We start from the raw sequence: 21,697 nt of genomic DNA, 5'->3' as shown, positions 1-21,697 counted from the left end.
TGGGAGAAGGGAAGATCGGCACTCAAAACCTCTCCAGCCTCGCCCTTACCTTGCCGAGAAACGCCACCCGGCTTTTCGGCGTCGAGGAATCCATCAGATAGTGCGCCAGGAAGAACGTCCGGCAGCGCGTGGCGCAGAGCGCGCGCATGCCGCGCAGGATCGTCTTGCGCTCCGGCTGGCCGACGACGACGCTCCACCAGGTCGGCGCGCCGCAGGTGGTGATGACGCCGACCTTGGTCACATGCCTCATCAGCGACGTGATCCTGCCCTTGCCGGCAGGCAGCTTGAAGGCGATGTCGGTCGCCCAGACACGGTCGAACCAGCCCTTCAGCATCGCCGGCAGGCCGTACCACCAGGTCGGGTAGATGAACAGGATCGCCTCGGCCCATTGCAGATGTTCGAAATGCGGCTCGAGTGCTGGGTCGTCCGGCGCGCGGTCATTGTAGGAGCGCCGCTCCTCGCAGCTCATCACCGGATTGAAGTTCTCGGCATAGAGATCGAGCAACCGCACATCCCAGCCTCTCCCCTTCAACACCTCGACGGCGGTGTCACGGATCGCGGCGCAATAGCTCTCGGGCACCGGATGGCAATAGACCACCAGCACGCGCATCAGAATTGATCCATGCTGGCTGCCACCTTCGCCATGAAGGCTTTGCGCGTCTTGTCGGTCGAGAGATTCATCGAATAATGCGCGAGATAGGAGACGGAAGCGCCCGGCTTGATGGTGGCTCGCAGCATGCGCTTCACCACCTTGCGCGGTGGATCGCCCATCAGCATGGCGCGGAAACGGCTGCCGCCATAGGTGGTGACGGCGGCGAGCTTGCTTATGTTGTGCAGCGTCGGCTGAACCTTGCCGTCGATGAGCTTGAACGAGACGCCGGGCAGGAAGACGCGGTCGAAAAAACCTTTCAGGATCGCCGGATAGCCGTAGTTCCAGATCGGAAAGGACAGCACCAGCGCTTCGGCTTTGCGCAGCCTTTCGACGTAGCCCGCTACCGCGTCGGCCGGCCCGCGCTGGTCGTGGTAGCCGAGCCGCTCCGTCCGCGTCAGCCGTGGGTCGAAATCCTCGGCGTAGAGATCGCAGTCGTCGATCGCGTGCCCTGCCGCGGAGAGCCGCTCTACGATCAGCCTGTGCAGGCCGGCATTGAAGCTGGTCTCCACCGGGTGAGCGTAAAGCACGAGGACGTTCATCAACCCGCCTTTTGCAGCCCCTTGAACAGGAACGACTTGCCGGAACGGTAGTCGTAATCCGCGTTCTCCCAGGCGATCATCTTGCCAGGATTGAGCAGGCCTTGTGGATCGGTCTCGCGTTTGAAGGCGAGCTGGACATCGTCGGTCCGCTTCATGCCGCCCTCTTCCAGCGTGTAGCGGTGCGGGTTGAAGATCCAGCAGCCATTGTCCTCGTGGATGCGGATGATCTCATCCAGTCGTTCTTCCGTGGTGAAGCGGACCAGCGGCAGGCCTGCCGCGCCGATCGCTCCGTCGAAGCGGATGAATTCGAGATGCGCCGGCACCTCGTCGCCGAAACGGTCGACCATCGCCTTGACGTGCGCGAGATGGTCCGGCGACGGGTAGCGCGCCTGCAGATAGGTGATGGTCGGATCGACGCGGATGGCACGCAGCGTCGTGTGGTTCCAGGTCAGCTCGTAGGCGGGCGGCAGGCCCTTCAGATCGGCTTCCTGGTCGGCCCGGAACACGATCTCGCCCTTGCCGCTGCGGACGAAGGCGACGAACGCATCCATTGCATGCGGCGCGATCATGCAGACCACGATACTCTGCTCGCGCCGGAAGAATCTCTGGTGCCGCTTGAAATAGTCATATGGGATGGGCGCCGCGATCGGCGTGATCAGCTTCGCCAATATGCCGTCCTGGATGGCGAGGTCGTTGCCGAAGCCGGCGGCATCCATGAAATCGTCGAAGCCGACGATGACGTCGATCCAGTCATAGGAGGCGGTCAGCGGCATCTCGACTTCGGTGATGATGCCGTTGGTGCCATAGGCGTGCATGACCTTGAGCACGTCTTCGCCTGTGAGCTCCATGACGCGCGGCTCGGCCTCCATGGTCACGGTCCTGAGCCGGATGACATTGCCGAGGTCGCGCAACCCGCCCCAGCGGATCGAGCCGACACCGCCCGAGCCGCCGGCGACGAAGCCGCCGATAGAGGCCGTGTTGTAGGTGGACGGCGACATGCGCAGTTCCTGCGCGGAATGCGCGCGCGTCGCCTTGTCGATATCGGCCAGCACCGCGCCCGGCCCGGTCACCACGCGTCCGGGCGCGATCGCCTTGACCTCATTCATCTCGGCGAGGTTGAGCACCACACCGCCCGACAGCGGCATCGCCTGCCCGTAATTGCCGGTGCCGCTGCCGCGCGGCGTGACCGGAACGCCGTGCCGGTGGCAGGCGGCGAGCACGCGGATCACCTCGGCCTCGTTCTTCGGCGTGACGATCAGGTCGCCGGCGACATGATCGAGCTGCTGCTTGAGCACCGGGCTGTACCAGTAGAAGTCGCGGCTCTTCTGCTGGACGATTGCCGGATGGTCGTCGATCTTCAGCCCTTCGAGATCGCGCTTTAGCGCTGCGATATCCATCATTCCACCATCAATTCGTCGAGTTCGGCATAGTCGGGCAGCTTACGCTCAATCGCCATGCCCTCGCGCACCACGATGCGATTCGATTCGGGCCGCGACAGCAATTCGGTCCAGCTGCGCCCCTTGAAGACGATGAAGTCGGCACTGCCGCCGGCGGCGAGAGTGCCGACGCCTTCCAGCCGCATCACCTCGGCCGGCGTCGCCGCCACCGCTCGCGGCCAGTCTCCGACGGGGTGGTCGAAATGCAGGATGCGCGTCGCCATGCGGTAGACCTCCAGCATATCGAGATCGCCATAGGCATAGAACGGGTCGCGCGTGTTGTCGGAGGCGATAGAGACCTTGATGCCGCGCGCTTTCATTTCGTGCAGCAGCGTCACGCCGCGCCAGCGCGGTGTCGTTCCGTTATTGCGCCTGTCCTGCAGATAGAGGTTGCACATCGGCAGCGACACCACGGCGAGCCCCGCCTTCGCCACCTTGTCGAGCGTGTCGAGCACCTCGAGATCCGGCTGGCGCGAGAGCGAACAGCAATGGCCGACCAGAATGTTGCCGTCAAAACCGTTCCACAGCGATGCTTCGGCGATCTTCTTCAAGGAGATCGCCGCAATGTCCTCGGTCTCGTCGGCATGGAAGTCGAGGTCGAGCCCGTGCTTGATCGCCTGCGCAAAAACCCGGTCGAGCAGTTCCTCGAGGTCGGGCACCATATAGGCCACGACGCCGAGCACGCCCTTGGCCGCGGCGACACGCTTTGCCAGCCGTTCGAACCAAGCCTTGTCGCGCACGCCTTCGATGCCGAGCAGGCAGGCGGCCTGCAGCTCGATGCGCCCGCGCCATTTTTCCCGCATCGTCTCGAACACCGGCCAGGAGATCTCCTCCTGCGGCGCCACGCTGTCGAGATGCGTGCGCAAGGCCTTTGTGCCGTGCGCGTAGGCTGAGCGCAGTGAGAAATCCATGCGCCGCGCGACATCCTCCGCGCTCCAGCGCGCGGCGCGGTCGGCGCCTGCGGCGTTGAGCGCGCCCATGAAGGTACCGTCCGGATTGGGTTTTCGCGGCCAGATATGGCCCTTGTCGATATGGGTGTGGCAGTCGACGAAGCACGGCAGCACTATGCGGCCGGAGAGATCGATCGCGCTGGGTTGTGCCACTGCCTGGCCATGCGCAGCAAGGTCGGCGATCTTGCCATTTGCAACGGTAACGTCGGCCAGCGCAAACCCATCCGGGTCGAAAGCAGCGGCAAGACCCGGCGTGAGCGATCGATGAAGCCGAACGTTAGCCAGACGATAAGAACCAGAGGTTGGTATCAAGGCCTAGCCCCCTCTGCCCTATGCAACATCGTTCCCCAAAGGGGTCGGTGGGATCGGGGAAACGGCGAACGGCCGTGCGGAGACATCGCGAACAGTTTTGCACCGCTGCTAAGCTCGAAGGGAACGGCATGGATCCTAGGGTCTGCGCGTCCGCTTCGCTCCCGCTCCGCCCTAGGATGACGAAGAGAAAGGATTCCGGCACCAATCGCAAACGTCGGGGATAACGGGGTTCCTACCAATCTCCAGCGTTGGCGATTTGCATATGCTTTCTTGTCCTTCGTCATCCACGGGCGGAGCGGGAGCGAAGCGGACGCGCAGACCCGAGGATCCATTCCGTTACGGTCGCCGAAGAATGCGGCGGTGCAAAAATGTTCGCGATGTCTCCGCACGCCTGTTCGCTGTGTCTCTGGCCCAAGCAGCCCCTCACTGTTCTCAATCACGTCACCCACCCTACCGCTCCTGCTTCAGCGCGCTCTCGTGCCAGCGGCGCAGGATAAGATGCGATACCAGTGACAGCACCAGGAAGATCAGTATGCCGGTGAGCGAGATCAGGATCAGCGCCGCGAACAACCTCGGCGCGTTGAGCCGGTAGCCGGCCTCGATGATGCGCGACGCCAGCCCGGACGATTGCCCCTGCGCGCCGGCGACGAATTCGGCGACGACCGCGCCGATCAGCGACAGGCCGCCGGCGATCTTCAACCCGCCGAGGAAATAGGGCATGGCCGCCGGCAGGCGCAAATAGCGCAATTGCTGCCAGCGTGTCGCGCCGTTGAGCTTGAACAGATCGCGCAGATTGCGGTCGACGGAATTCAGCCCAAGCGTTGTGTTGGAAAGGATCGGGAAGAAGGCGACGATCCAGGCGCAAAGCAGAAGCTTCGTCGTCTGGTTGTTGATGTAGATGTTGATCAGCGGGAAGATCGCGACGATCGGCGTCACCTGGAGCACGATGGCGAAGGGGAAGAACGACATCTCCACCCATTTCGACTGCGCGAACAGCACCGCCAGCCCGACGCCGCCGATGACGGCAAGCAGCAGGCTGAGGAAGGTAATCCGAAGCGTCACCAGCAGAGACGAGGACAACAGGCCGGCATCGTCATGCAACGTCTGCAGCACCACGCCGGGACGCGGCAGGATGTATTGCGGAATCTCGTTCCAGACGCAGATGCGGTCCCACAGCCAGATCGCGAGCACCATGATTGCAAGCGGCAGCACCCATTTGCCGATCCGCTCCAGCCGCTCCTGGCGAACGCGGCGCGCCTCTTCGGGATCGAGCTTGAGGGCGGTGTCTTCAGTGGCCGTCATGATGAGGTCCGGCGGTTGAGTTGATGGCATTCACCAGCACGTCCGAGGCCTGCCGGCAAAGCGCGGCATAGTCGGGCGAGGTCCGGAATACCTCGTCGCGCGGATAAGGCGCTTCAATGGCAAGCTCGCCGTAAACCCGGCCCGGCCGCGCGGCCATGACGACGACGCGGCTGGACAGGAACACGCTTTCGAAGACGCTGTGCGTGACGAAGACGACGGTGAAGCGCTCGTCCTGCCAAAGCTCCAGAAGGTCGTTGTTGAGCTTGAAGCGGGTGATCTCGTCGAGCGCCGCGAAGGGCTCGTCCATCAAAAGGATGCGCGGCCTGGTCACCATGGCCCGCGCGATCGAGACGCGCATCTTCATGCCGCCGGAAAGCTCGCGCGGCACCGCGTTCTCAAAGCCGGTAAGGTGGACGCGCGACAGCATCTCCATGACGGCGGGCTCGGCCCTGGCGCGCGACACACCTTTGAGCCTCAGCGGCAGCCAGACATTGTCGAAGACGCTCGCCCATGGCAGCAGCGTCGGCTCCTGGAAGACGAAGCCGATCTTCGACCGGTCGATCGAGCCGCGCCAGTCGAGCTGGCCGGAGGTCGGCGTCGACAGGCCGGCGATCAGCCTGAGCGCCGTCGACTTGCCGCAGCCCGACGGGCCGAGCAGGCTGAGGAAATCGCCTTCCCGGATCGCCAGGTCGACCTTGCTCAGCGCCGTCACGCCGTTGGAAAAGATCTTGCCGACATTTCGCAGCGAAAGCAGCATCGGGCTTTCGCCCGATGCCTGCTTCCGTGCCACTTTCTCCTGGATCATGTCAGGCAGGCCGCCTTACTTCTTCAGCTCCAGCCCGACGCCCTTGTTGATGAAGGCGAGCGTATAGGCCTTCTTGATGTCGATGTCCGGCTGCGCGACCTTGGCTTTGACCATCTTGTCGTAGAAGCTCTGGATGCGCGCTTCGGTCATGGCGCCGATGCCGAGCTTTTCCGAATCGCCGGAATCGACAATGCCGAACTTCTTCAGCTGCTCGATCGAGAAGGCGATCTGCTCATCCGTCATGTCCGGATTGTCCTTCTTGATCATGTCGTTGGCGGCTTTGTTGTCGCCGTAGAGATAGTTGTACCAGCCCTTGGCCGAACCATCGACGAAGCACTGCACCACCTCCGGCCGCTTGTCGATCGTGTCCTGCATCACTTCGATGGTCGTGGCGTAAGTATCCCAGCCATTGTCAGCGAGCAGAAACTGGTTCGGCATGAAACCGCCCTGCTTCTGCACGGCGAAGGGCTCCGACGTCACATAGCCCTGCTGGATCGACTTCTTGTTGGCGATGAAGGGCGCCGGATTGAAGGTGTAGGGCACACGCTTGGCGGCGTCGAAGCCGAGATCCGTCACCATCCACTGGAAGAAGGTCTGCGCGCCCTCGTCGCCGAGGATGTACTGATCGGCGTTCTTGAGATCCTCCCACTTATCCAGCCCCTGCCCCGGCTGGGACATGATGACCTGCGGGTCCTTCTGGAAGTCGGCGGCCACGACGCGCATCGGAATGCCCTGCTGCACGGCGTCGAAGGCCGAGAGCAGGTTGCCGCCCATGTAGAAATCGATCTTGCCGGCAAGCAGCATCGGCCGGCCGCTGACCTGCGGGCCGCCCTGCATGATGGTGACGTCGAGGCCGCAGGCGGCGTAGGTGCCGTCGGCGATCGCCTGGTAGTAGCCGCCATGTTCCGGCTCGGCCAGCCAGTTGGTGCCGAAGGTGACCTTCTCGTTGGCCGCCGCACCCAACGTGCCTGCCGCAAGCAGCGCGATCGCACCCGCCAGGATCTTTTCTTTTCCGTGCATAAACATCACCCTCTCTTGGCTCCGGCGCGCTGCGCGCTGGGCTCGACACCATTTGTTCAAGAAGCAAGACACATGCCACCGCCTGGGCCGCCTGCTTGCGCGGCAGTCATTGCCGAGACCGGACGGGTCATGCTGTACGGGAGGCATCGTGCCTATTTTTTGGACGCCTGTCCACAATCGCCCGCGTGGCATGCACCGCATCTTGAAGGTTTCGTCAATCCGGCCTTAGTCTGCCTATAGACAGGAGAATGCCATGCTCAAATACCTCGCCCCCCAATCGATCAAGCCGCCCTTTGCCCGCTACAGCCACGGCGTCGAAATTCCAGCGGGAAAGCGCATTGTCCTGTGTTCGGGCCAGTTGGGTATCGGTCCGGACGACGCCGTCCCCGAGGATGCCGGGGCGCAGACGGAGCTGTGCTTCAAGAACATTGCCGCGATTCTCAGCGAAGCCGGGCTGACGTTGAACGATGTCGTGCGCATCAACGCCTTCGTCACCGATCGTGCGCATCTGCAGGCCTATATGGACGTTCGCAACCGGCTGTTTTCCGATCCGGCGCCGGCCTCGACGCTGATGATCGTCTCCGGCTTCGCCCGCGCGGAATTCAAGGTCGAGGTGGAGGTGCTCGCGGCCGGCTGATGGTTGCCCGCGACCGCCAGGCGCTTTAGATCATCCCAATGAGGTCAATCGGGAGACGAAAGTGACGACAAGACGTGTATGGTGGGGCGACTACCGGGCGACCGAATACGCCTCGATCGACGCGGAAGCGACCATCGCCGTTCTGCCGGTGGCGGCGATCGAGCAGCATGGCCCCCACCTTCCGGTCTCGACCGACACTTCGATCATGATGGGCATGCTGGAGACTGTGATCGCGCGCCTGCCCGACGACCTCGACATCCGTATCCTGCCGGTCCAGGCCGTCGGCAAATCGAACGAGCACCTGCACGCGCCGGGCACGCTCACCCTGCCGGCCACCACCCTGGTCGATGCCTGGACCGAGCTTGGCCTGTCGATTGCCCGCGCCGGCGTCAGGAAGCTGATCGTCGTCAACTCGCATGGCGGCAACGAGGAGATCATGGGCATCATCACGCGCGAATTGCGCGTGCGTGCAAAAATGCTGGCGGTGAAGACCAGCTGGCAGCGCTTCGGCCGCCCGGCCGGCATGTATACCGAGCTGGAGGACCGTCATGGCATCCATGGCGGCGACGTCGAGACCTCGCTGATGCTGCATTTCCGGCCGGATCTCGTCGACATGGGCAAGGCCGATAATTTCGTCTCCAATGTCGGCCGCGCCGAAAAGGAATTCGCCCTGCTGCGCCACATCGGCACGCATGCCTTCGCCTGGATCGCCAGCGACCTCAATCCGAACGGCGTGGTCGGCGACGCCAGCATCGCGACCGCCGAGAAGGGCCGGCTGACGGCCGAGCATCAGGCCGACGGTTTTATCAACCTCGTCCGGGATGTGCGTAAGGCGAAGCTTGCCGACTGGCTGTCGTAGCTGAACAGCGCGAGCTCAACTTTCAATAGTGAGCTCGAACGGCGTCCCTTCGAAGGCATCCGCGCCGCGCCCGATCGCTTCGATCGCCGCGATCATGCGGCCGTCGCGCCCGAGCAAAGTGTCGGCGACGGCGATCAGCCGCGGATTGGGCGTCGCTGACGGCGAGAGAAAGCGCAACGTCTTGGCCAGTTCCGCCTCGTCGCGTTTGGGCGCCAGTGCTGCCGCGATGATGTAGGCCGAGGCGGTCGAGCGGCTGATGCCGGCATAGCAGTGCACGACCATCGGCTTTGCCCGATCCCAGCGATAGGCGAAGTCGAGAAGCGCGCGCACATGCTCCTCGCCCGGCATGGTCATGCCTTCCTGGGCGATCGCGATATCGTGCATGACCAGATGCAGATGGTTTTCAGCCAGGATGGAAGCCGGACGGATCACCTCGGTGCCTGCGGCAAGCAGCGACAGCAGCCGTTCGGCGCCAGTCCTCGCCACCGTCTCTCCCACCTTCGACAGCGAACAGACATGAATCATGGTGCGGTCTCCTCCGCCACATCGTCGCGCCGCGAGGCCCAGGCTGCAAGCGCGCCTTCAAGGCGCTGCCATTCCTCCTCGCTGCCCGGCAGACCGATGCGCAAGACATGGGGCCGCGCGGCAAAATGGCGGACCAGCACGCCACGCTCGCCAAGTGCCGCAAACAGGGTTGGAGCGTCAGGGAAAGACAAAAAGCGGAACAGACTGGTGCCGCCAGCGACCGGAACATCGAATCGAGCGAGCAGCGCGTCGAGACGCTCGGCATCGCCTGCCAGGCGTCGTCGCATGTCGCCAAGCCACTTGGGGTCCGCCAACGCGCGGATACCGTATTCGAGCGCTGGACCGGCGACAGCCCAGGGCCCTAGCTGCGCATCCAGCCGCTCGACCGTCAGTCGGTCGGCCAGCGCGAAACCGAGCCTCACGCCAGCGAGCCCGAAGAACTTGCCGAAGGAGCGCAGCACCACGATGCCGCCCTGCCCGACATGGCCAGCCAGACTTTGCCCGGTTGGCCCGACATCCATGAAAGCTTCGTCGACGACCAGCAGGCCGCCCTTGGCGCGAAGCTGCGCGGCAAGGTCGAGCAGGCGATCCCTTTCGACCACTCGCCCATCCGGATTGTTTGGATTGACCAGCACCGCAAGGTCGGCATCCGCCAGGGCATCGAAATCGTCCACCTCCGCTGCCGCATGGCCCGCGATTGCGGCAGCTCTGGCATGCTCTGCATAGGTCGGGCCGAGCACCAGCGCCTTGCCCGGCCTCACCAGCGAGGCGACGCGCGGCAGGAGGATCTGCGTGCCGGGCGCAGCCGCGACATGCGCCGCCGACGGCGCGCCATAGGTCCTGGCCGCAATTTCGGCCAATTCGCGCAGTCGCTCGGATTCGGGCAATCGCGACAGGGCGGTGGCGGGCAATTCGAAAAGCGGGTAGGAGTGCGGATTGATACCTGTCGAAAGATCGACGAAAGGCCGTGGCGCGTGGGGGAAGAGCGCGCTCGCCCGGCCAAGGGATCCGCCGTGATCCACCGCAGCAATCGCTCCATCAAGAAGCTTCATGTCGATCCTGATCGCTTTCCTGTCACTTGCCGTTGAACGTACCCTTGGCTATCCGGACTGGCTGTTCAACGCCATCGGCCATCCCGTCACCTGGATCGGCAGGCTGATATCCTTTCTCGATCGCAGTCTCAACCGCGCCACCGATTCCGACGAATTGCGTCGCCGCCGCGGCGTCCAGGCGCTGCTGGTCATAGTGTTGGTGCCGGCCCTCATCGGACTGACGCTGCATGTCCTGCTCTGGCTGATCTTCCCGACCGGCCTCATCGTTGCGGCCATCCTCGGCTCCTCGCTGCTGTCGCAGAAGAGCCTTGCCGAGCATGTCGAGGACGTCGCCGATGCGCTGGAGACCGGCGGCCTGACGCTTGGCCGCATCGCCGTTTCGCGCATCGTCGGCCGCGATCCCGAAAAACTCGACAAGGCGGGCGTCGCCCGCGCCGCGATCGAAAGCCTGGCCGAGAATTTCTCCGACGGCATCGTAGCACCTGCCCTCTGGACCGGCGTCGGCGGGCTGGCGGGAGGCGCCGCCTACAAAGCCGCCAACACCGCCGATTCGATGATCGGCCACCGCACGCCGAAACACGAGGCTTTCGGCCGTGCCGCGGCGCTGTTCGATGACAGGATCAACCTGCCGGCATCGCGCCTTACCGGCCTGCTGATCGTGCTCGCGGCATTCCTGGTCAAAGGCGCCGATCCTCGCAATGCCTGGCAGGTGATGCGGCGCGACGCCAGGAAACACCGCTCGCCCAATGCCGGCTGGCCGGAAGCCGCGATGGCCGGCGCGCTGGGCCTGTCCCTGGCGGGGCCCCGTAGCTATGGCGGCGAGATCGTCGAGGACGCCTTCATGGGCGAAGGCGGCCGCCGTGAGGCCGAGAGCACCGACATAAGACAGGCGTTGAAACTCTATCGGGTCGCCGACTGGCTGCTGATCGGTCTGTTCGGCGTCCTTTCGGCTCTCATCATCTACTTGACCATTTCGATCGCCGGTTAATGCATGTCGCCCGGAAGTGTGCAGCGGTTCTGGGACAACGACATGCATCAAAACAAAGACTTTTAAAGCGCGTCGCCTGAATCCGTTTCAGCGCGAGGCGCTTTATGGCGCTTCAGAATTCAATTCCCTGCTGCGCCTTCACGCCCGCCGAGAAGTGGTGCTTGGTCAGGCCCATCTCGGTGACGAGATCGGCCGCGTCGATCAATAGAGGCTTGGCGTTGCGGCCGGTGACGATGACATGCAGGCCCTCGCGGCGCGCCTTCAGCGCCGCGACCACCTTTTCAAGGTCGAGATAGTCGTAGCGCAGCGCGATGTTGAGTTCGTCGAGCACGACGAGGCTGATCGAAGGGTCGGCCATCAGCTCGTGCGCCTTCGCCCAGGCGGCCTCGGCGGCGGCGATGTCGCGCTTGAGGTCCTGCGTCTCCCAGGTGAACCCCTCGCCCATCGCATGCCAGACGACGCGGTCGCCGAAGGCGGCGAACGCGTCCTTCTCGCCGGTGTGCCACTTGCCCTTGATGAACTGGACGACGCCGACGCGCTTGCCGTAGCCCAGCATTCTCAGCGCCAGGCCGAAGGCCGCGGTGGTCTTGCCCTTGCCCGGTCCGGTGTTGACGATCAGCAGGCCCTTCTCGATCGTCTTGCCCGCCACCTCGGCATCCTGCACCGCCTTGCGCTTGGCCATCTTGGCGCGATGGCGTTCGGCGTCCCTGTCTTCGCTGGTGTTGTCGTCAGCCATGTCACTTCACCTTGAGCGGCAGCCCGGCCACCATCATCAGCACGCTGTCGGCGACCGCCGCGACCTGCTGGTTGAGCCGGCCGGCGGCGTCGCGGAACCGGCGCGCCAGCGCATTGTCCGGCACGATGCCGAGTCCGACTTCGTTCGACACCACGAACCATGGGCCACGCGGGCGCGACAGCACATCCGAGAGCCGCCGGCATTCGGCCTCGATGTCATGTTCCGCCAGCATATGATTGGTCAGCCACAATGTCAGGCAATCGATCAGCACCGGCTGGTGATCCGGCAAGGCCTCGATCGCGCTGGTGAGATCGAGCGGCGCATCGATGGTCACCCAGCCTTCGCCGCGCCGCGAGCGATGCAGCGCGATGCGCTCGCGCATCTCGTCGTCATAGGCCTGTGCGGTGGCGATGTAGACCCAGGGCGAAGGGGTTGCCGTCGCCAGGATCTCGGCATGCGCGCTCTTGCCGGAGCGCGCGCCGCCGAGGATGAAGGTCAGGCGACCCTCGGCGCGATCAGGCAAAGCTGCCGCGCAGGCTGGTCGCCGTGCCGGTGAAGCGGCCGCGCACCACGCCGACGACGGCACCCAGCACCAGCCAGAACACCAGGTCGGTGAGCGTCACCGCCACCACGAACTGATGATGCAGCCCTTCCGGAATTGCCGTCTCGAAGCTGTCGGGCTGCGGCGCGCCGACGACGTGCGGCGCAACGATCAGTACGACGGCCAGTATGGCCAGCGGCAGCGACTTTCGGAAGGCGATCAGGCCAAGACCGACCGCCGTTGCCGCCACTGTCGAAATCCACCAGATCTGGCGCGGCAACAGCTCGGGCACCGGCATCGCCGGCAGTTCCGGTGGCAGGCTGAGGCCCGGCGCCAGGGTGAACACGGCAAAGCCGGCGAGGCCCCAGAACACGCCCTGGCGCCAGTTACCGATGCCGCCCGCGAATTCGGAGACCGCGGCCAGGATCAGCGCGAAACCGATGCCGGTGACGATGTTGGCGACTACGTTGAAGGCAAAGCGTTCGAAGCCGTCGGCCGGCGCCCAGCCCTCGTCTTCGGCCGGAGCCGCCGCTTCCGTCGGCGCCGGAGCAGCGGTGCTCATTGCGTTGTCCGCCGGAGCAGCCGAGCTCATCGCATTGTTGGCTGAGGTCGCGGCATGGTCGTGGTGATGACCGCCACCCGCCTTTTCATAGACTTCCGCCTTGAGGATCAGCGGCACGGTCGCGTAGGCCTGCATGCAGGCGAGCACGATGCCCGCCACGAGCCCCGCGATCGCCGCGATGAACACGACGTTGCGAAACAGATTCATGATGTCGGACCTAGCTTAGTGGCAGGGAAAAGCCATCGAGTGGCGATAGTCGTGGGCGGCATTGTGGACCGCATCGATATGCGAGAAGCCGACAAAGCCGACGACGAAAATGCCGAGCAGCGCGGCCAAGGCCAGCTGCATGATGCGCGACTGCGAGGAGACGGAGGCGCCGAGAGAGACGGAAGCGGTATTCATGTCTTGTCCTTTCGCCCTCCACCCGAGGGCATAGAAGTCAACTTTGCCGTCGCCGGCAGGTCTCCTGGCTCGCGGATCCGCGCCCTTCCCCACCTTCCCGAGGAAAAATCCCCAGTGGTCTATGGAGAGGACTACCGCATACAGTTGCGGGGGCAGCCACGGCTTTGGGCAAAAAAGTCCACCCTCACCGCATTCCCTCTTGGCTCCAAAAACGGAACCGACGACGCGACCGACTATAGGCAGAATCATCGCGCCCGGCAAACCAAATTCCGCCACCTCAGAGCGCGATTGCGGCACGCAGTGGCGTGCTAGGAGCCGGCAATCCTTTCGGCGACAAGCTGCTGCAATCGCCACAAATGGGCGTCGTGGATACCGCGCGCTTCGAGATTCTTGACGGTGTTGTAGAGATAATCGGCGCCCGAACCCCAATGGCCGCAGGACGTCGCCAGCCTTTCGACCACCTCCTCTTCGCTGAGTGGGCCGGCATAGGTCGTGCCCTTGCGATTGATGACGAAGGCGAGCGCCCGCAACGGCCCTTTGTCGGTTGCAAGCTGCAGCAGGCGCGGGTGGTAGCTGGTCGGCTTCAGCGTCATCTCGCGCCGGAAAAGCTTGTCCAGCGCTTGCCGGCGCTCACCACCGTTCAGGCGGAAGGCGACGCCCTTGCATTGCCCGCCGCGATCCAGCGCCATCATCAGGCCCGGGCTCTGCTTGGTGCCGCGCCAGCGCGTCATCTTCATACAGAAGGAGCGATGCCAGCCGCGCGCCACGGCGACCCGCTCCTCGACATGCTCGATTTCAGGCTTCCAGATCAGCGAACCATAGCCCAACAGCCATAGCGGTTCGGTCGCGGGAAGCTCAGCCTCGAACGCATCCAGCATGGCTTCATAGTCGCTGTCGCAGAGATGCTGCGCATCAGGATCTGGCCCTGGATCCTCGACCGCACGAAAACAGCGGGCGACGAGTTCCTCGGTGAGCGACATCGTTCTTGCAGACATGCTTGAAACCCTGGCCAGCCCGCAATGCGAACAGAGCTTAAGGTGCCCGCACAATCGCCACAATGCGGAAGACCATCCGGTCAAAACGACTTCGGCAAATAGCGCCAGGTGACGAAGCCGCAGAAGGCGGCCAACAGTCCGAGCGTGACGAAGACCGAGCCCAGCCCGAAGAAGCTCAGCACCACCGAATAGACGAGCGGCGGCGTCAACTCGGAAAAGTCGAGATAGGTGCGGTAGACCGCCGCCATCTGCGCCTTTTCGTAAGAGCGCACCGAACGCATGAAGGCGGTGGAACCCAGCGCGTCGAGCGCGATGGTGAAGAGCGCGCCGCAGAGCAGGAAGCCGGCGGTGAGCAGCGGCGCGGCTGCGCCGACACCTCCCGCCGCAAGCAGCATGGCAGACATCGCGAAATAGGCGAAGGTCATGGTCCGCCGGCCGCCGAACCGCTTTCCCGCCCTGCCCCAGAAGATCGCCATGAACAACAGCGCATTGCCAGCCGAGACCAGCAACCCGCCGGCAAGCTTGCCCTCGCCGGTGATCACCATGAACAGCGGGCCGTAGACGAAGAAGGTCGTCCAGAAGCAGGAGCGACCGAAGGCGATCAGCCAGGCGAGACGCAGGCGCGGCTGCGCGATGAAGCGGCCGATATTGGCGAGCGGATTGGCCGGCCGGCTCTTGCCGGGGCGGATCGACGGATTGTCGCCCAGCCGGTAGGTCCAGAACAGCGCCAGCAATGCCAGCGCGAAGGCCACGACCACGCCATGCGCGGCATAGATGCCGAAGCGCGCATAGAGGAAAATGCCGAGCGTCGGCCCGCCGGTCCAGGCAAACATCGACCACGCCATGCGCAGCGACTCCGCCTGCATGAAGTCGGTCTTGCGGATGTGGTCCATAATATAGAGGTTGAGCGTGATCGACAGCGCGCTCGCCCCCATGACGCGGCAAAGCATGCCGGCGAGTTGCCCAGGCAGCGTGTGGGTGACGAAGAAAACCGAACCGAGCGCCAGCATCAGGCAGCCGGCCGTGTAGACCCAGCGCCGCGCGAAGCGGCGGATCAGCATCGGCATGAATAGCGTCACCGAAAGCCCGAGCAGCGACACGATTGTGTAGAGGATCGAGACGATCTGCTCGTTGTGCAGTATCTCGTAGGCCTGGATAGGAATGACGCTGGAGATCGTGGCGCGGGCAAAGGATTCGACCGCGTAGAGCGAGGCGAAGGTGCGCGCGTCTGCCGGCCGCAGCGCCGGAAGCCAGATCGGATGGCGCACATGGGTGGACATCGGCCCTCCGAAAAGTGAATCGCTCGCCAAATCTGGCCGGACCAGCGGTCGGCCAGTAGCAGGAAACCGACTCCGAGAAGCCGAAAAGCGAAGCCGGCCAAAGGCTTTCCGCTACTGGCCTAAAGCGCGTCGCGCTGAAACGGATTCAGGCGACGCGCCTTAGGCCTTTGCTTTGGTGCATGTCGTTGCCCCAGAACCGCTGCACACTTCTGGGCGACATGCATTAAAGTGGCTTGCCGTGCCGTCGGATCGCCGCTGCCGATCCACCCTCTGTTGTTCGCCCGAACCGTGATAGTCGTTTTGGCACGACTGAATCGGATGCGAGATCATGAGCCTTCAGACGACGAGCGAAGCCGTTCAGGACGCGCCGAAGCACAGCCGCATCGTCGCCATCGATATCCTGCGTGGCATCGCGCTGATCGCCATGGCGAGCTACCACTTCACCTGGGACCTCGAAAACTTCGGCTACACCGCGCCCGGCCTGACCGCCTTCGGCTGGTGGAAGCTCTGTGCGCGCTGCATCGCCTCCACCTTCCTGTTCCTGGTCGGTGTCAGCCTGTTCCTTGCGCATGGCCGCCAGATCCGCTGGCCGAGCTTCTGGAAGCGTTTTGCCATGGTCGCGCTGGCGGCGATCGCCATCTCGGCCGTCACCTATATCGCCACGCCTGACGGCTTCATCTTCTTCGGCATCCTGCATGAGATCGCGCTGGCAAGCCTGCTCGGCCTCGCGTTTCTCAGGCTGCCGGCGCTGCTGACTGCAATTGCCGCTGCGGCCGTGATCGCAGCGCCCTATTTTTCCAGGTCGGAATTCTTCGACCATCCGGCGCTGTGGTGGGTCGGGCTGTCGGCGACCAACCCGCGCTCGAACGATTATGTGCCGCTGTTTCCATGGTTCGGCGCGGTGCTTGCAGGCGTCGCGGTCGTCAAGCTCGCTTCAGCATCCGGCCTTCTCGCTCGCCTGGGGACCTGGATGCCCGGCCGCTGGTCCAATCCGCTTGTCTTCATCGGCCGGCATAGCCTCGCCTTCTACCTCATCCACCAGCCGGTGCTGTTCGGCTCGGTCTGGCTGCTTTCGCAGGTCATGCCGGCACCGCCGCAGGACAAGGACGCCGGCTTCCTGAAAGCCTGCCAGGCCTCCTGCGAACAGCAGCGGGACACGACGTTCTGTTCCAGCTATTGTGGCTGCATGCTGGCCACGCTGAAGGGCGAAGGGTCTCTCGACAAGCTCTACGGCAACGACCAGACCGAGATCTGGAAATCGCATCTTGCGGATCTCGCGAGCACCTGCACCGCGGCGACCGAAAGCAAGATGGAGGGAGGACAACAATGACCGGCACCCAGCCGAAGCATGGGATCATTCCCTGGCCGCCCGTGATCTATGTCGTGGCGATCGCGCTCAGCGTCGTGCTCGGCATGCTCTACCCGCTGCCCTGGATCGGCGACATTTTTGGCGACATCCTGGTCGGCGCCGGCTGGGTGGCGCTTTTCGGCGTCGCAGCGCTCTGGGTCACGGCGATCCGCACCATGGTGCGCGCGAAGACGACGCTCAATCCCAATGCCGAGCCCGACCATCTGGTGACGTCGGGGCCCTTCGGCATCACCCGCAACCCGATGTATCTCGCCAACACGCTGCTCTTGATCGGCGTGTCCTTCATTACCGGCATCGCCTGGTTCCTGCTCTTCGCCTTCCTCGCCGCCTTCGCCACGCAGAAGCTGGCGATCGAGAAGGAGGAAAAAATGCTGGCGGCGAAGTTCGGCAAGAAGTACCGCGACTATGCCAAACGGGTCCGGCGCTGGATTTGAGCCTACCGCTCAGGTGTTGACACCCAGCTCCGCCAGCCGCTCCACGCACGACTCCTCGGCCTGGTCGAGCTCGGCCAGCGTTTCCTCGAGATCGCGCCGCTTCTGGCGCAAGTCCTCGCGCTTTTCCTCGATGCGCTTGATCATCAGCTTGAGCTGGCCGACCTCGCCGGGCGGCTCCTTGTACATCTGGATGATTTCCCGGATCTCGGCGATCGAGAAGCCGAGCCGCTTGCCGCGCATGATCTGGCGGATGAGATGCCGGTCGGAGGGGCGGAACAGCCGCGTGCGGCCGCGCCGGATCGGCTGCACCAGCCCTTCATCCTCATAGAACCGCAACGTCCGGGTCGACACGTCGAACTCGCGCGTCAGCTCGGTGATCGTGTAATATTCCCGCATTCTCGCTCCCACGCCCAAATGTCCAGGCATCGCTACGCAGAAGCGTCGCCCTTCCTCCGATCAAACCCCGTCACATGCCGGAATCGGCATATGATCCCAAGGCAACGTCGCACGGCATTTACGTAAAAGTCAATTGTAGCACTCTCTTAGGAAACGCCAAACCACCAGGTGGCCAACCCAAGGAAGGCAAAAAAGCCGACGACATCGGTGACCGTGGTGACGAAGACGGCCGAGGCCACCGCCGGATCGATCTTGAAGCGGTCGAGCACCAGTGGGATGAGAATTCCGGCCAGTGCCGCGGCGAACATGTTGATGATCATTGCGGCCGCGATGATGCCGCCCAGGTTAGGGTCGTGGAACCAGAGCCCGGCGACCGTCCCGATCAGCACCGCAAACACCATGCCGTTGATGAAGCCGACGCCCAGCTCGCGGCGGATGATGCGGGCGGCGTTGTAGATGTCGAGATCCCTTGTCGCCAACGCCCGCACGGTGACGGTCATGGTCTGCGAGCCGGCATTGCCGCCCATGCCGGCGACGATTGGCATCAGCACCGCCAGCGCCACGATGTGCTCGATCGTGCGGTCGAACAGGCCGATCACCGATGCCGCCAGGAATGCCGTCAACAAATTGACGAGTAGCCAAGGCACGCGCGAACGCGAGGTGGCCAGCACGGTATCGGACAGCTCTTCGTCGCCGACGCCGCCCATGCGCAGAAGGTCTTCCTCCGCTTCCTGCTGGATGACGTCGACCACGTCGTCGATGGTGAGCACGCCGACCAGCCGGTCGTTCTCGTCGACCACCGCGGCCGAGAGCAGGTCGTACTGCTCGAACTCGCGCGCCGCTTCCTCCTGGTCCATGGTGGCCGGGATGGCATGTCGCGTCTCGTGCATCACGTCCTCGACCTTCACCGCGCGCTTGGTGCGCAGGATCTGGTCGAGGTCGATGGCGCCGAGCAGCTTGAAGCTCGGGTCGATGACGAAGATCTGGCTGAAGCGGTCGGGAAGGTTCTTGTCCTCGCGCATGTAGTCGATGGTCTGGCCGATCGTCCAGAACGGCGGCACGGCGACGAACTCCGTCTGCATGCGCCGCCCGGCCGTCTCTTCCGGATAGTCGAGCGCGCGCCTCAGCCTGATGCGCTCGGTGAAGGGCAGTTGCGAGAGGATCTCTTCCTGGTCTTCCCGGTCGAGATCCTCGAGGATGTAGACGGCGTCGTCCGAATCGAGTTCCTGCACCGCCTGCGCGATCTGCGCGTTGGGCAAATTGTCGACGATGTCGAGGCGGATAGCCTCGTCGACCTCGGTCAGCGCGGAGAAGTCGAAATCGGAACCGAGCAGCTCGACCAGGGCCCGGCGCTGCTCGGGATGCAGCGCCTCCAGCAGATCGCCGAGTTCGGACTGATGCAGGTCGTCGACCTCTCGCTTGAGGGTCAACGTGTCGCGGTCGGCGATGGCTGCGCCGATCTGGGCAAGGAAGGAGGAACGGACGGCGCCGTCCTCGCCGTAGATATCGGCGTGGTGCTCGTCGGCGGCCCTGGCGCCGGTCGTCTCTGTGTCCTGGGCTTCCACCAGCGCCTCCGCCAACAGGAATCCGGAAAGGGTGCGAAATCAAGGTCTAGAGCATGATCCCCGAAAGTGGAAACCGCTTTTCGGGGAAATCCTATGCCAATGCGGCAGATAGGGCCGTGATGCGATTCGTCTTGCGAAATCGTTGCGCTAGCATGCGGAATATTCAGCGAAATATGCCGCGTGAGGCCTTCGACGCGACCTGACCGCCTGGCAATTCTCGGCTTCAGCCGGCGCGACAGCGCATGTCGCTGCGGAAAGAGCGCCCTTTTGCGATTGGGGCAGAATTGTCATGATGCAGGTCCGAAGGGACCGGCAACTGCATAAAGATCGACAGGACAATCGGCAGGCCTTGAACCTCAAGTCCCGGAAAACGACCGAAGCAATTGGCAACCGGCGCGTACGCGTTGTCGTCGCCGAGCGCAATCCGCTCGTTGTGTCGGCGCTGCGCGAGATGCTGGAATGCGACGGGCGTTTCGAGCTCTTGAGTTCGGTGCAGAGCGGCAAGCAATTCCTGGAATTGGCCGAGGACACCAAATTCGACGTCGCCGTCATCGGCTGGAAACTCGCCGACATGGACGGCGCGGATATCCTGGCGGAAGTCCAGAACCGCAAGCTCGACCTGCGCATCACGGTTTTTTCCAACGACCATGACATCGGCATCCTGAAGCAGTGCGTGCGCCTCGGCGCCCAAGGCTACTGCTTCCAGTTCGACGATCCGCCGATCATCTTCGAGACGATCCTGGCCGTCGCGCATGGGCGGATCTGCATCCCCTACATCGATATCAACAAGGTCAACGACACGCCGCTGTCGCAGCTCACCGTGCGTGAGCGCGAGCTGCTTGCGGTGCTGTCCGATGGCTGGACCAATCTCCAGATCGCGACCCGGACCGGGATCTCGGAGAACACGGTGAAGTACCACCTCAAGAATCTCTACGACAAGCTTGACGTGCGCAACCGCGCCATGGCTGTCGCGCTCTATGCGAACGAGAAACGCCGCACGTCCAAATCGCCATTCGGGTAGGCCGGCCGGGTAGGTCAGCCCTACCCGCGCGCGGCGACAACTTACCCGGCAAGGTGTTGTTGCTCGGCGCCCTCGCAACGAAACTTCCTCCATCATCCCAAACGATCGGAGGAGTTCGCGCATGGCTGGGTTCACCCATCTTTTCATCCCAGGGCCCACCAACATTCCGGAGGAGGTCCGACAGGCCATGAACCTGCCGATGGAGGACATGCGCGCCGCTTCCTTCCCCAATCTCACGCTGCCGCTGTTCGAGGACATCAAGCGGGTCTTCAAGAACGAGACCGGCCGCGTCTTCATCTACCCTTCGTCGGGCACGGGCGCCTGGGAAGCGGCGATGACCAATGTGCTCAACCCCGGCGACCGGGTGCTGATGTCGCGCTTCGGCCAGTTCTCGCATCTATGGGTCGACATGGCCGAGCGCCTCGGCTTCGAGGTCGACGTCATCGACTGCGAGTGGGGCACGGGCGTCCCGCTCGACCTCTATGCGGAGAAGCTCCGAGCCGACAAGGCGCACCGCATCAAGGCGGTCTTCTGCACCCAGAACGAAACCGCGACCGGCGTCACCAGCGACGTCGCCGGCTGCCGCGCCGCGCTCGACGCCGCGAACCACCCGGCACTCCTCTTCGTCGATGGTGTCTCGTCGATCGGCTCGATCGACTTCCGCCAGGAGGAATGGCGCGTCGACTGCGCCGTCAGCGGCTCGCAGAAAGGTTTCATGCTGCCCGCCGGCCTCGGCTTCCTGTCGGTCAGCAAGAAGGCGCTTGCCGCCTCGCGCGTCGCGACCCACCAGCGCTGCTACTTCTCCTTCGAGGACATGATCCGCGCCAACGACGCCGGCTACTTCCCCTACACGCCCGCCACGCAATTGCTGCGTGGCCTGCGCGCCTCGCTCGACCTGATTGCCGAGGAAGGGCTGGAGAATATCTTCGCCCGCCATCACCGCCTGGCCGAGGGCGTGCGCCAGGCGGTCGACGCCTGGGGCCTGAAGTTGTGCGCAAAGTCGCCGCAATGGCACTCCGACACGGTCAGCGCCATCCTGGTGCCGGAAGGCATCGACAGCGGCGACGTCGTCAAGCGCGCCTATCGCACCTACCAGACATCGCTCGGCGGCGGCCTCAACAAGGTGTTCGGCAAGGTCTTCCGCATCGGCCATCTCGGCTGGCTGAACGAGGTGATGGTCTGTGCTTCGCTGTCGGCGGCCGAAATGGCGCTGCTCGATTGCGGCGTGCGCCTTGCGCCGGGCTCCGGCGTGGCGGCAGCGATCGAGCATTTCAGGCGCACGGCCGAAGTGCCGGTCGCCGAGGCGGCGTGAGGAGCAG

The 21,697-nt window shown here is 63.9% G+C and carries 24 protein-coding genes and 1 riboswitch; of the genes, 7 read left to right on the top strand and 17 right to left on the bottom strand.

From position 1 onward, the window contains the following. Window positions 1–22: 22 nt before the first annotated feature. From EJ071_RS20955 to EJ071_RS20925, 7 genes are all read right to left on the bottom strand, one after another. Window positions 23–610 (bottom strand): NAD(P)H-dependent oxidoreductase, encoded by a 588-nt coding sequence (locus tag EJ071_RS20955; RefSeq protein WP_126099585.1) that lies wholly within the window; start codon window positions 608–610, stop codon window positions 23–25. Then, window positions 610–1,191, bottom strand: coding sequence for an NAD(P)H-dependent oxidoreductase (locus tag EJ071_RS20950; protein ID WP_189521145.1), 582 nt, complete (start codon window positions 1,189–1,191; stop codon window positions 610–612). Before EJ071_RS20950 ends, EJ071_RS20955 begins: the two co-directional genes overlap by 1 nt. Continuing rightward, window positions 1,191–2,588 (bottom strand): FAD-binding oxidoreductase, encoded by a 1,398-nt coding sequence (locus EJ071_RS20945; protein ID WP_126102655.1) that lies wholly within the window; start codon window positions 2,586–2,588, stop codon window positions 1,191–1,193. The genes EJ071_RS20950 and EJ071_RS20945 overlap by 1 nt, the downstream gene beginning before the upstream one ends. Then, window positions 2,588–3,889 carry a cytosine deaminase gene (locus EJ071_RS20940; RefSeq protein WP_126099583.1) on the bottom strand — a complete coding sequence of 434 codons (1,302 nt, stop codon included), beginning with the start codon at window positions 3,887–3,889 and terminating at the stop codon, window positions 2,588–2,590. The genes EJ071_RS20945 and EJ071_RS20940 overlap by 1 nt, the downstream gene beginning before the upstream one ends. Window positions 3,890–4,339: 450 nt before the next feature. Further along, complete coding sequence (locus tag EJ071_RS20935; RefSeq protein WP_126099582.1) at window positions 4,340–5,191, bottom strand: ABC transporter permease; 852 nt, start codon at window positions 5,189–5,191, stop codon at window positions 4,340–4,342. Further along, complete coding sequence (locus tag EJ071_RS20930) at window positions 5,178–5,996, bottom strand: ABC transporter ATP-binding protein (RefSeq protein ID WP_126099581.1); 819 nt, start codon at window positions 5,994–5,996, stop codon at window positions 5,178–5,180. The genes EJ071_RS20935 and EJ071_RS20930 overlap by 14 nt, the downstream gene beginning before the upstream one ends. A 15-nt stretch (window positions 5,997–6,011) precedes the next feature. Next, window positions 6,012–7,016, bottom strand: a complete 1,005-nt coding sequence (locus EJ071_RS20925; RefSeq protein ID WP_126099580.1) for an ABC transporter substrate-binding protein — start codon at window positions 7,014–7,016, stop codon at window positions 6,012–6,014. 253 nt (window positions 7,017–7,269) lie between these two features. Here EJ071_RS20925 and EJ071_RS20920 point away from each other — a divergent pair, with 253 nt between their 5' ends. Both EJ071_RS20920 and EJ071_RS20915 read left to right on the top strand, forming a co-directional pair. After that, complete coding sequence (locus tag EJ071_RS20920) at window positions 7,270–7,653, top strand: RidA family protein (protein WP_126099579.1); 384 nt, start codon at window positions 7,270–7,272, stop codon at window positions 7,651–7,653. Between the two features lie 61 nt (window positions 7,654–7,714). Next, entirely contained in the window at window positions 7,715–8,512 is a 798-nt protein-coding gene (locus EJ071_RS20915) for a creatininase family protein (protein WP_126099578.1), read from the top strand. 15 nt (window positions 8,513–8,527) lie between these two features. Here EJ071_RS20915 and EJ071_RS20910 read toward each other — a convergent pair whose 3' ends face one another. Both EJ071_RS20910 and cobD read right to left on the bottom strand, forming a co-directional pair. After that, the gene (locus tag EJ071_RS20910) at window positions 8,528–9,037 is read right to left on the bottom strand and encodes a tyrosine phosphatase family protein (protein WP_126099577.1); all 510 of its coding nucleotides are present in this window, start codon (window positions 9,035–9,037) and stop codon (window positions 8,528–8,530) included. After that, window positions 9,034–10,089, bottom strand: a complete 1,056-nt coding sequence (gene cobD, locus EJ071_RS20905; RefSeq protein WP_126099576.1) for a threonine-phosphate decarboxylase CobD — start codon at window positions 10,087–10,089, stop codon at window positions 9,034–9,036. The genes EJ071_RS20910 and cobD overlap by 4 nt, the downstream gene beginning before the upstream one ends. Here cobD and cbiB point away from each other — a divergent pair. After that, complete coding sequence (gene cbiB, locus EJ071_RS20900; protein ID WP_126099575.1) at window positions 10,088–11,077, top strand: adenosylcobinamide-phosphate synthase CbiB; 990 nt, start codon at window positions 10,088–10,090, stop codon at window positions 11,075–11,077. The two genes, cobD and cbiB, sit on opposite strands and share 2 nt — an antisense overlap. A gap of 112 nt (window positions 11,078–11,189) precedes the next feature. Here the strand turns inward: cbiB and cobO are convergent, their stop codons facing one another. From cobO to EJ071_RS20870, 6 genes are all read right to left on the bottom strand, one after another. Beyond that, the gene (cobO, locus tag EJ071_RS20895; protein WP_126099574.1) at window positions 11,190–11,813 is read right to left on the bottom strand and encodes a cob(I)yrinic acid a,c-diamide adenosyltransferase; all 624 of its coding nucleotides are present in this window, start codon (window positions 11,811–11,813) and stop codon (window positions 11,190–11,192) included. A 1-nt stretch (window position 11,814) separates the two neighbouring features. Then, a complete protein-coding gene (gene cobU, locus EJ071_RS20890; RefSeq protein WP_126099573.1) occupies window positions 11,815–12,336 on the bottom strand; it encodes a bifunctional adenosylcobinamide kinase/adenosylcobinamide-phosphate guanylyltransferase in 522 nt (173 codons plus the stop codon). Then, the gene (locus EJ071_RS20885) at window positions 12,329–13,123 is read right to left on the bottom strand and encodes a CbtA family protein (protein ID WP_126099572.1); all 795 of its coding nucleotides are present in this window, start codon (window positions 13,121–13,123) and stop codon (window positions 12,329–12,331) included. The genes cobU and EJ071_RS20885 overlap by 8 nt, the downstream gene beginning before the upstream one ends. A gap of 15 nt (window positions 13,124–13,138) precedes the next feature. Then, window positions 13,139–13,318, bottom strand: a complete 180-nt coding sequence (locus EJ071_RS20880; RefSeq protein ID WP_095780832.1) for a CbtB domain-containing protein — start codon at window positions 13,316–13,318, stop codon at window positions 13,139–13,141. A gap of 36 nt (window positions 13,319–13,354) precedes the next feature. Next, a riboswitch (cobalamin riboswitch) is annotated at window positions 13,355–13,555 on the bottom strand. A 71-nt stretch (window positions 13,556–13,626) separates the two neighbouring features. Next, complete coding sequence (locus EJ071_RS20875; protein ID WP_126099571.1) at window positions 13,627–14,313, bottom strand: gamma-glutamylcyclotransferase; 687 nt, start codon at window positions 14,311–14,313, stop codon at window positions 13,627–13,629. 80 nt (window positions 14,314–14,393) lie between these two features. Next, window positions 14,394–15,593 (bottom strand): MFS transporter, encoded by a 1,200-nt coding sequence (locus tag EJ071_RS20870; RefSeq protein WP_126099570.1) that lies wholly within the window; start codon window positions 15,591–15,593, stop codon window positions 14,394–14,396. Window positions 15,594–15,921: 328 nt separating this feature from the next. Between EJ071_RS20870 and EJ071_RS20865 the strand changes: the two genes are divergently transcribed. Together EJ071_RS20865 and EJ071_RS20860 are read left to right on the top strand one after the other, a co-directional pair. Then, complete coding sequence (locus EJ071_RS20865) at window positions 15,922–16,923, top strand: DUF1624 domain-containing protein (RefSeq protein ID WP_126099569.1); 1,002 nt, start codon at window positions 15,922–15,924, stop codon at window positions 16,921–16,923. Continuing rightward, the gene (locus EJ071_RS20860) at window positions 16,920–17,396 is read left to right on the top strand and encodes an isoprenylcysteine carboxylmethyltransferase family protein (RefSeq protein ID WP_126099568.1); all 477 of its coding nucleotides are present in this window, start codon (window positions 16,920–16,922) and stop codon (window positions 17,394–17,396) included. Before EJ071_RS20865 ends, EJ071_RS20860 begins: the two co-directional genes overlap by 4 nt. 9 nt (window positions 17,397–17,405) lie before the next feature. On the opposite strand, the gene EJ071_RS20855 is transcribed toward EJ071_RS20860, so the two are convergent. After that, window positions 17,406–17,792 carry a MerR family DNA-binding transcriptional regulator gene (locus EJ071_RS20855; RefSeq protein ID WP_040969921.1) on the bottom strand — a complete coding sequence of 129 codons (387 nt, stop codon included), beginning with the start codon at window positions 17,790–17,792 and terminating at the stop codon, window positions 17,406–17,408. Window positions 17,793–17,938: 146 nt separating this feature from the next. Next, complete coding sequence (gene mgtE, locus EJ071_RS20850) at window positions 17,939–19,357, bottom strand: magnesium transporter (RefSeq protein ID WP_126099567.1); 1,419 nt, start codon at window positions 19,355–19,357, stop codon at window positions 17,939–17,941. 349 nt (window positions 19,358–19,706) lie between these two features. Between mgtE and EJ071_RS20845 the strand changes: the two genes are divergently transcribed. After that, entirely contained in the window at window positions 19,707–20,378 is a 672-nt protein-coding gene (locus EJ071_RS20845; protein WP_245459930.1) for a response regulator transcription factor, read from the top strand. Window positions 20,379–20,499: 121 nt separating this feature from the next. Then, the gene (locus EJ071_RS20840; protein ID WP_126099566.1) at window positions 20,500–21,690 is read left to right on the top strand and encodes an aminotransferase class V-fold PLP-dependent enzyme; all 1,191 of its coding nucleotides are present in this window, start codon (window positions 20,500–20,502) and stop codon (window positions 21,688–21,690) included. Window positions 21,691–21,697: the final 7 nt, after the last annotated feature.

This window comes from Mesorhizobium sp. M1B.F.Ca.ET.045.04.1.1, assembly GCF_003952465.1.
GTDB classification, from domain to species: Bacteria; Pseudomonadota; Alphaproteobacteria; order Rhizobiales; family Rhizobiaceae; genus Mesorhizobium; species Mesorhizobium shonense.
The sequence above is the reverse complement of the archived record's forward strand: the minus strand, read 5'-3'. Positions and strand labels throughout refer to the sequence as shown.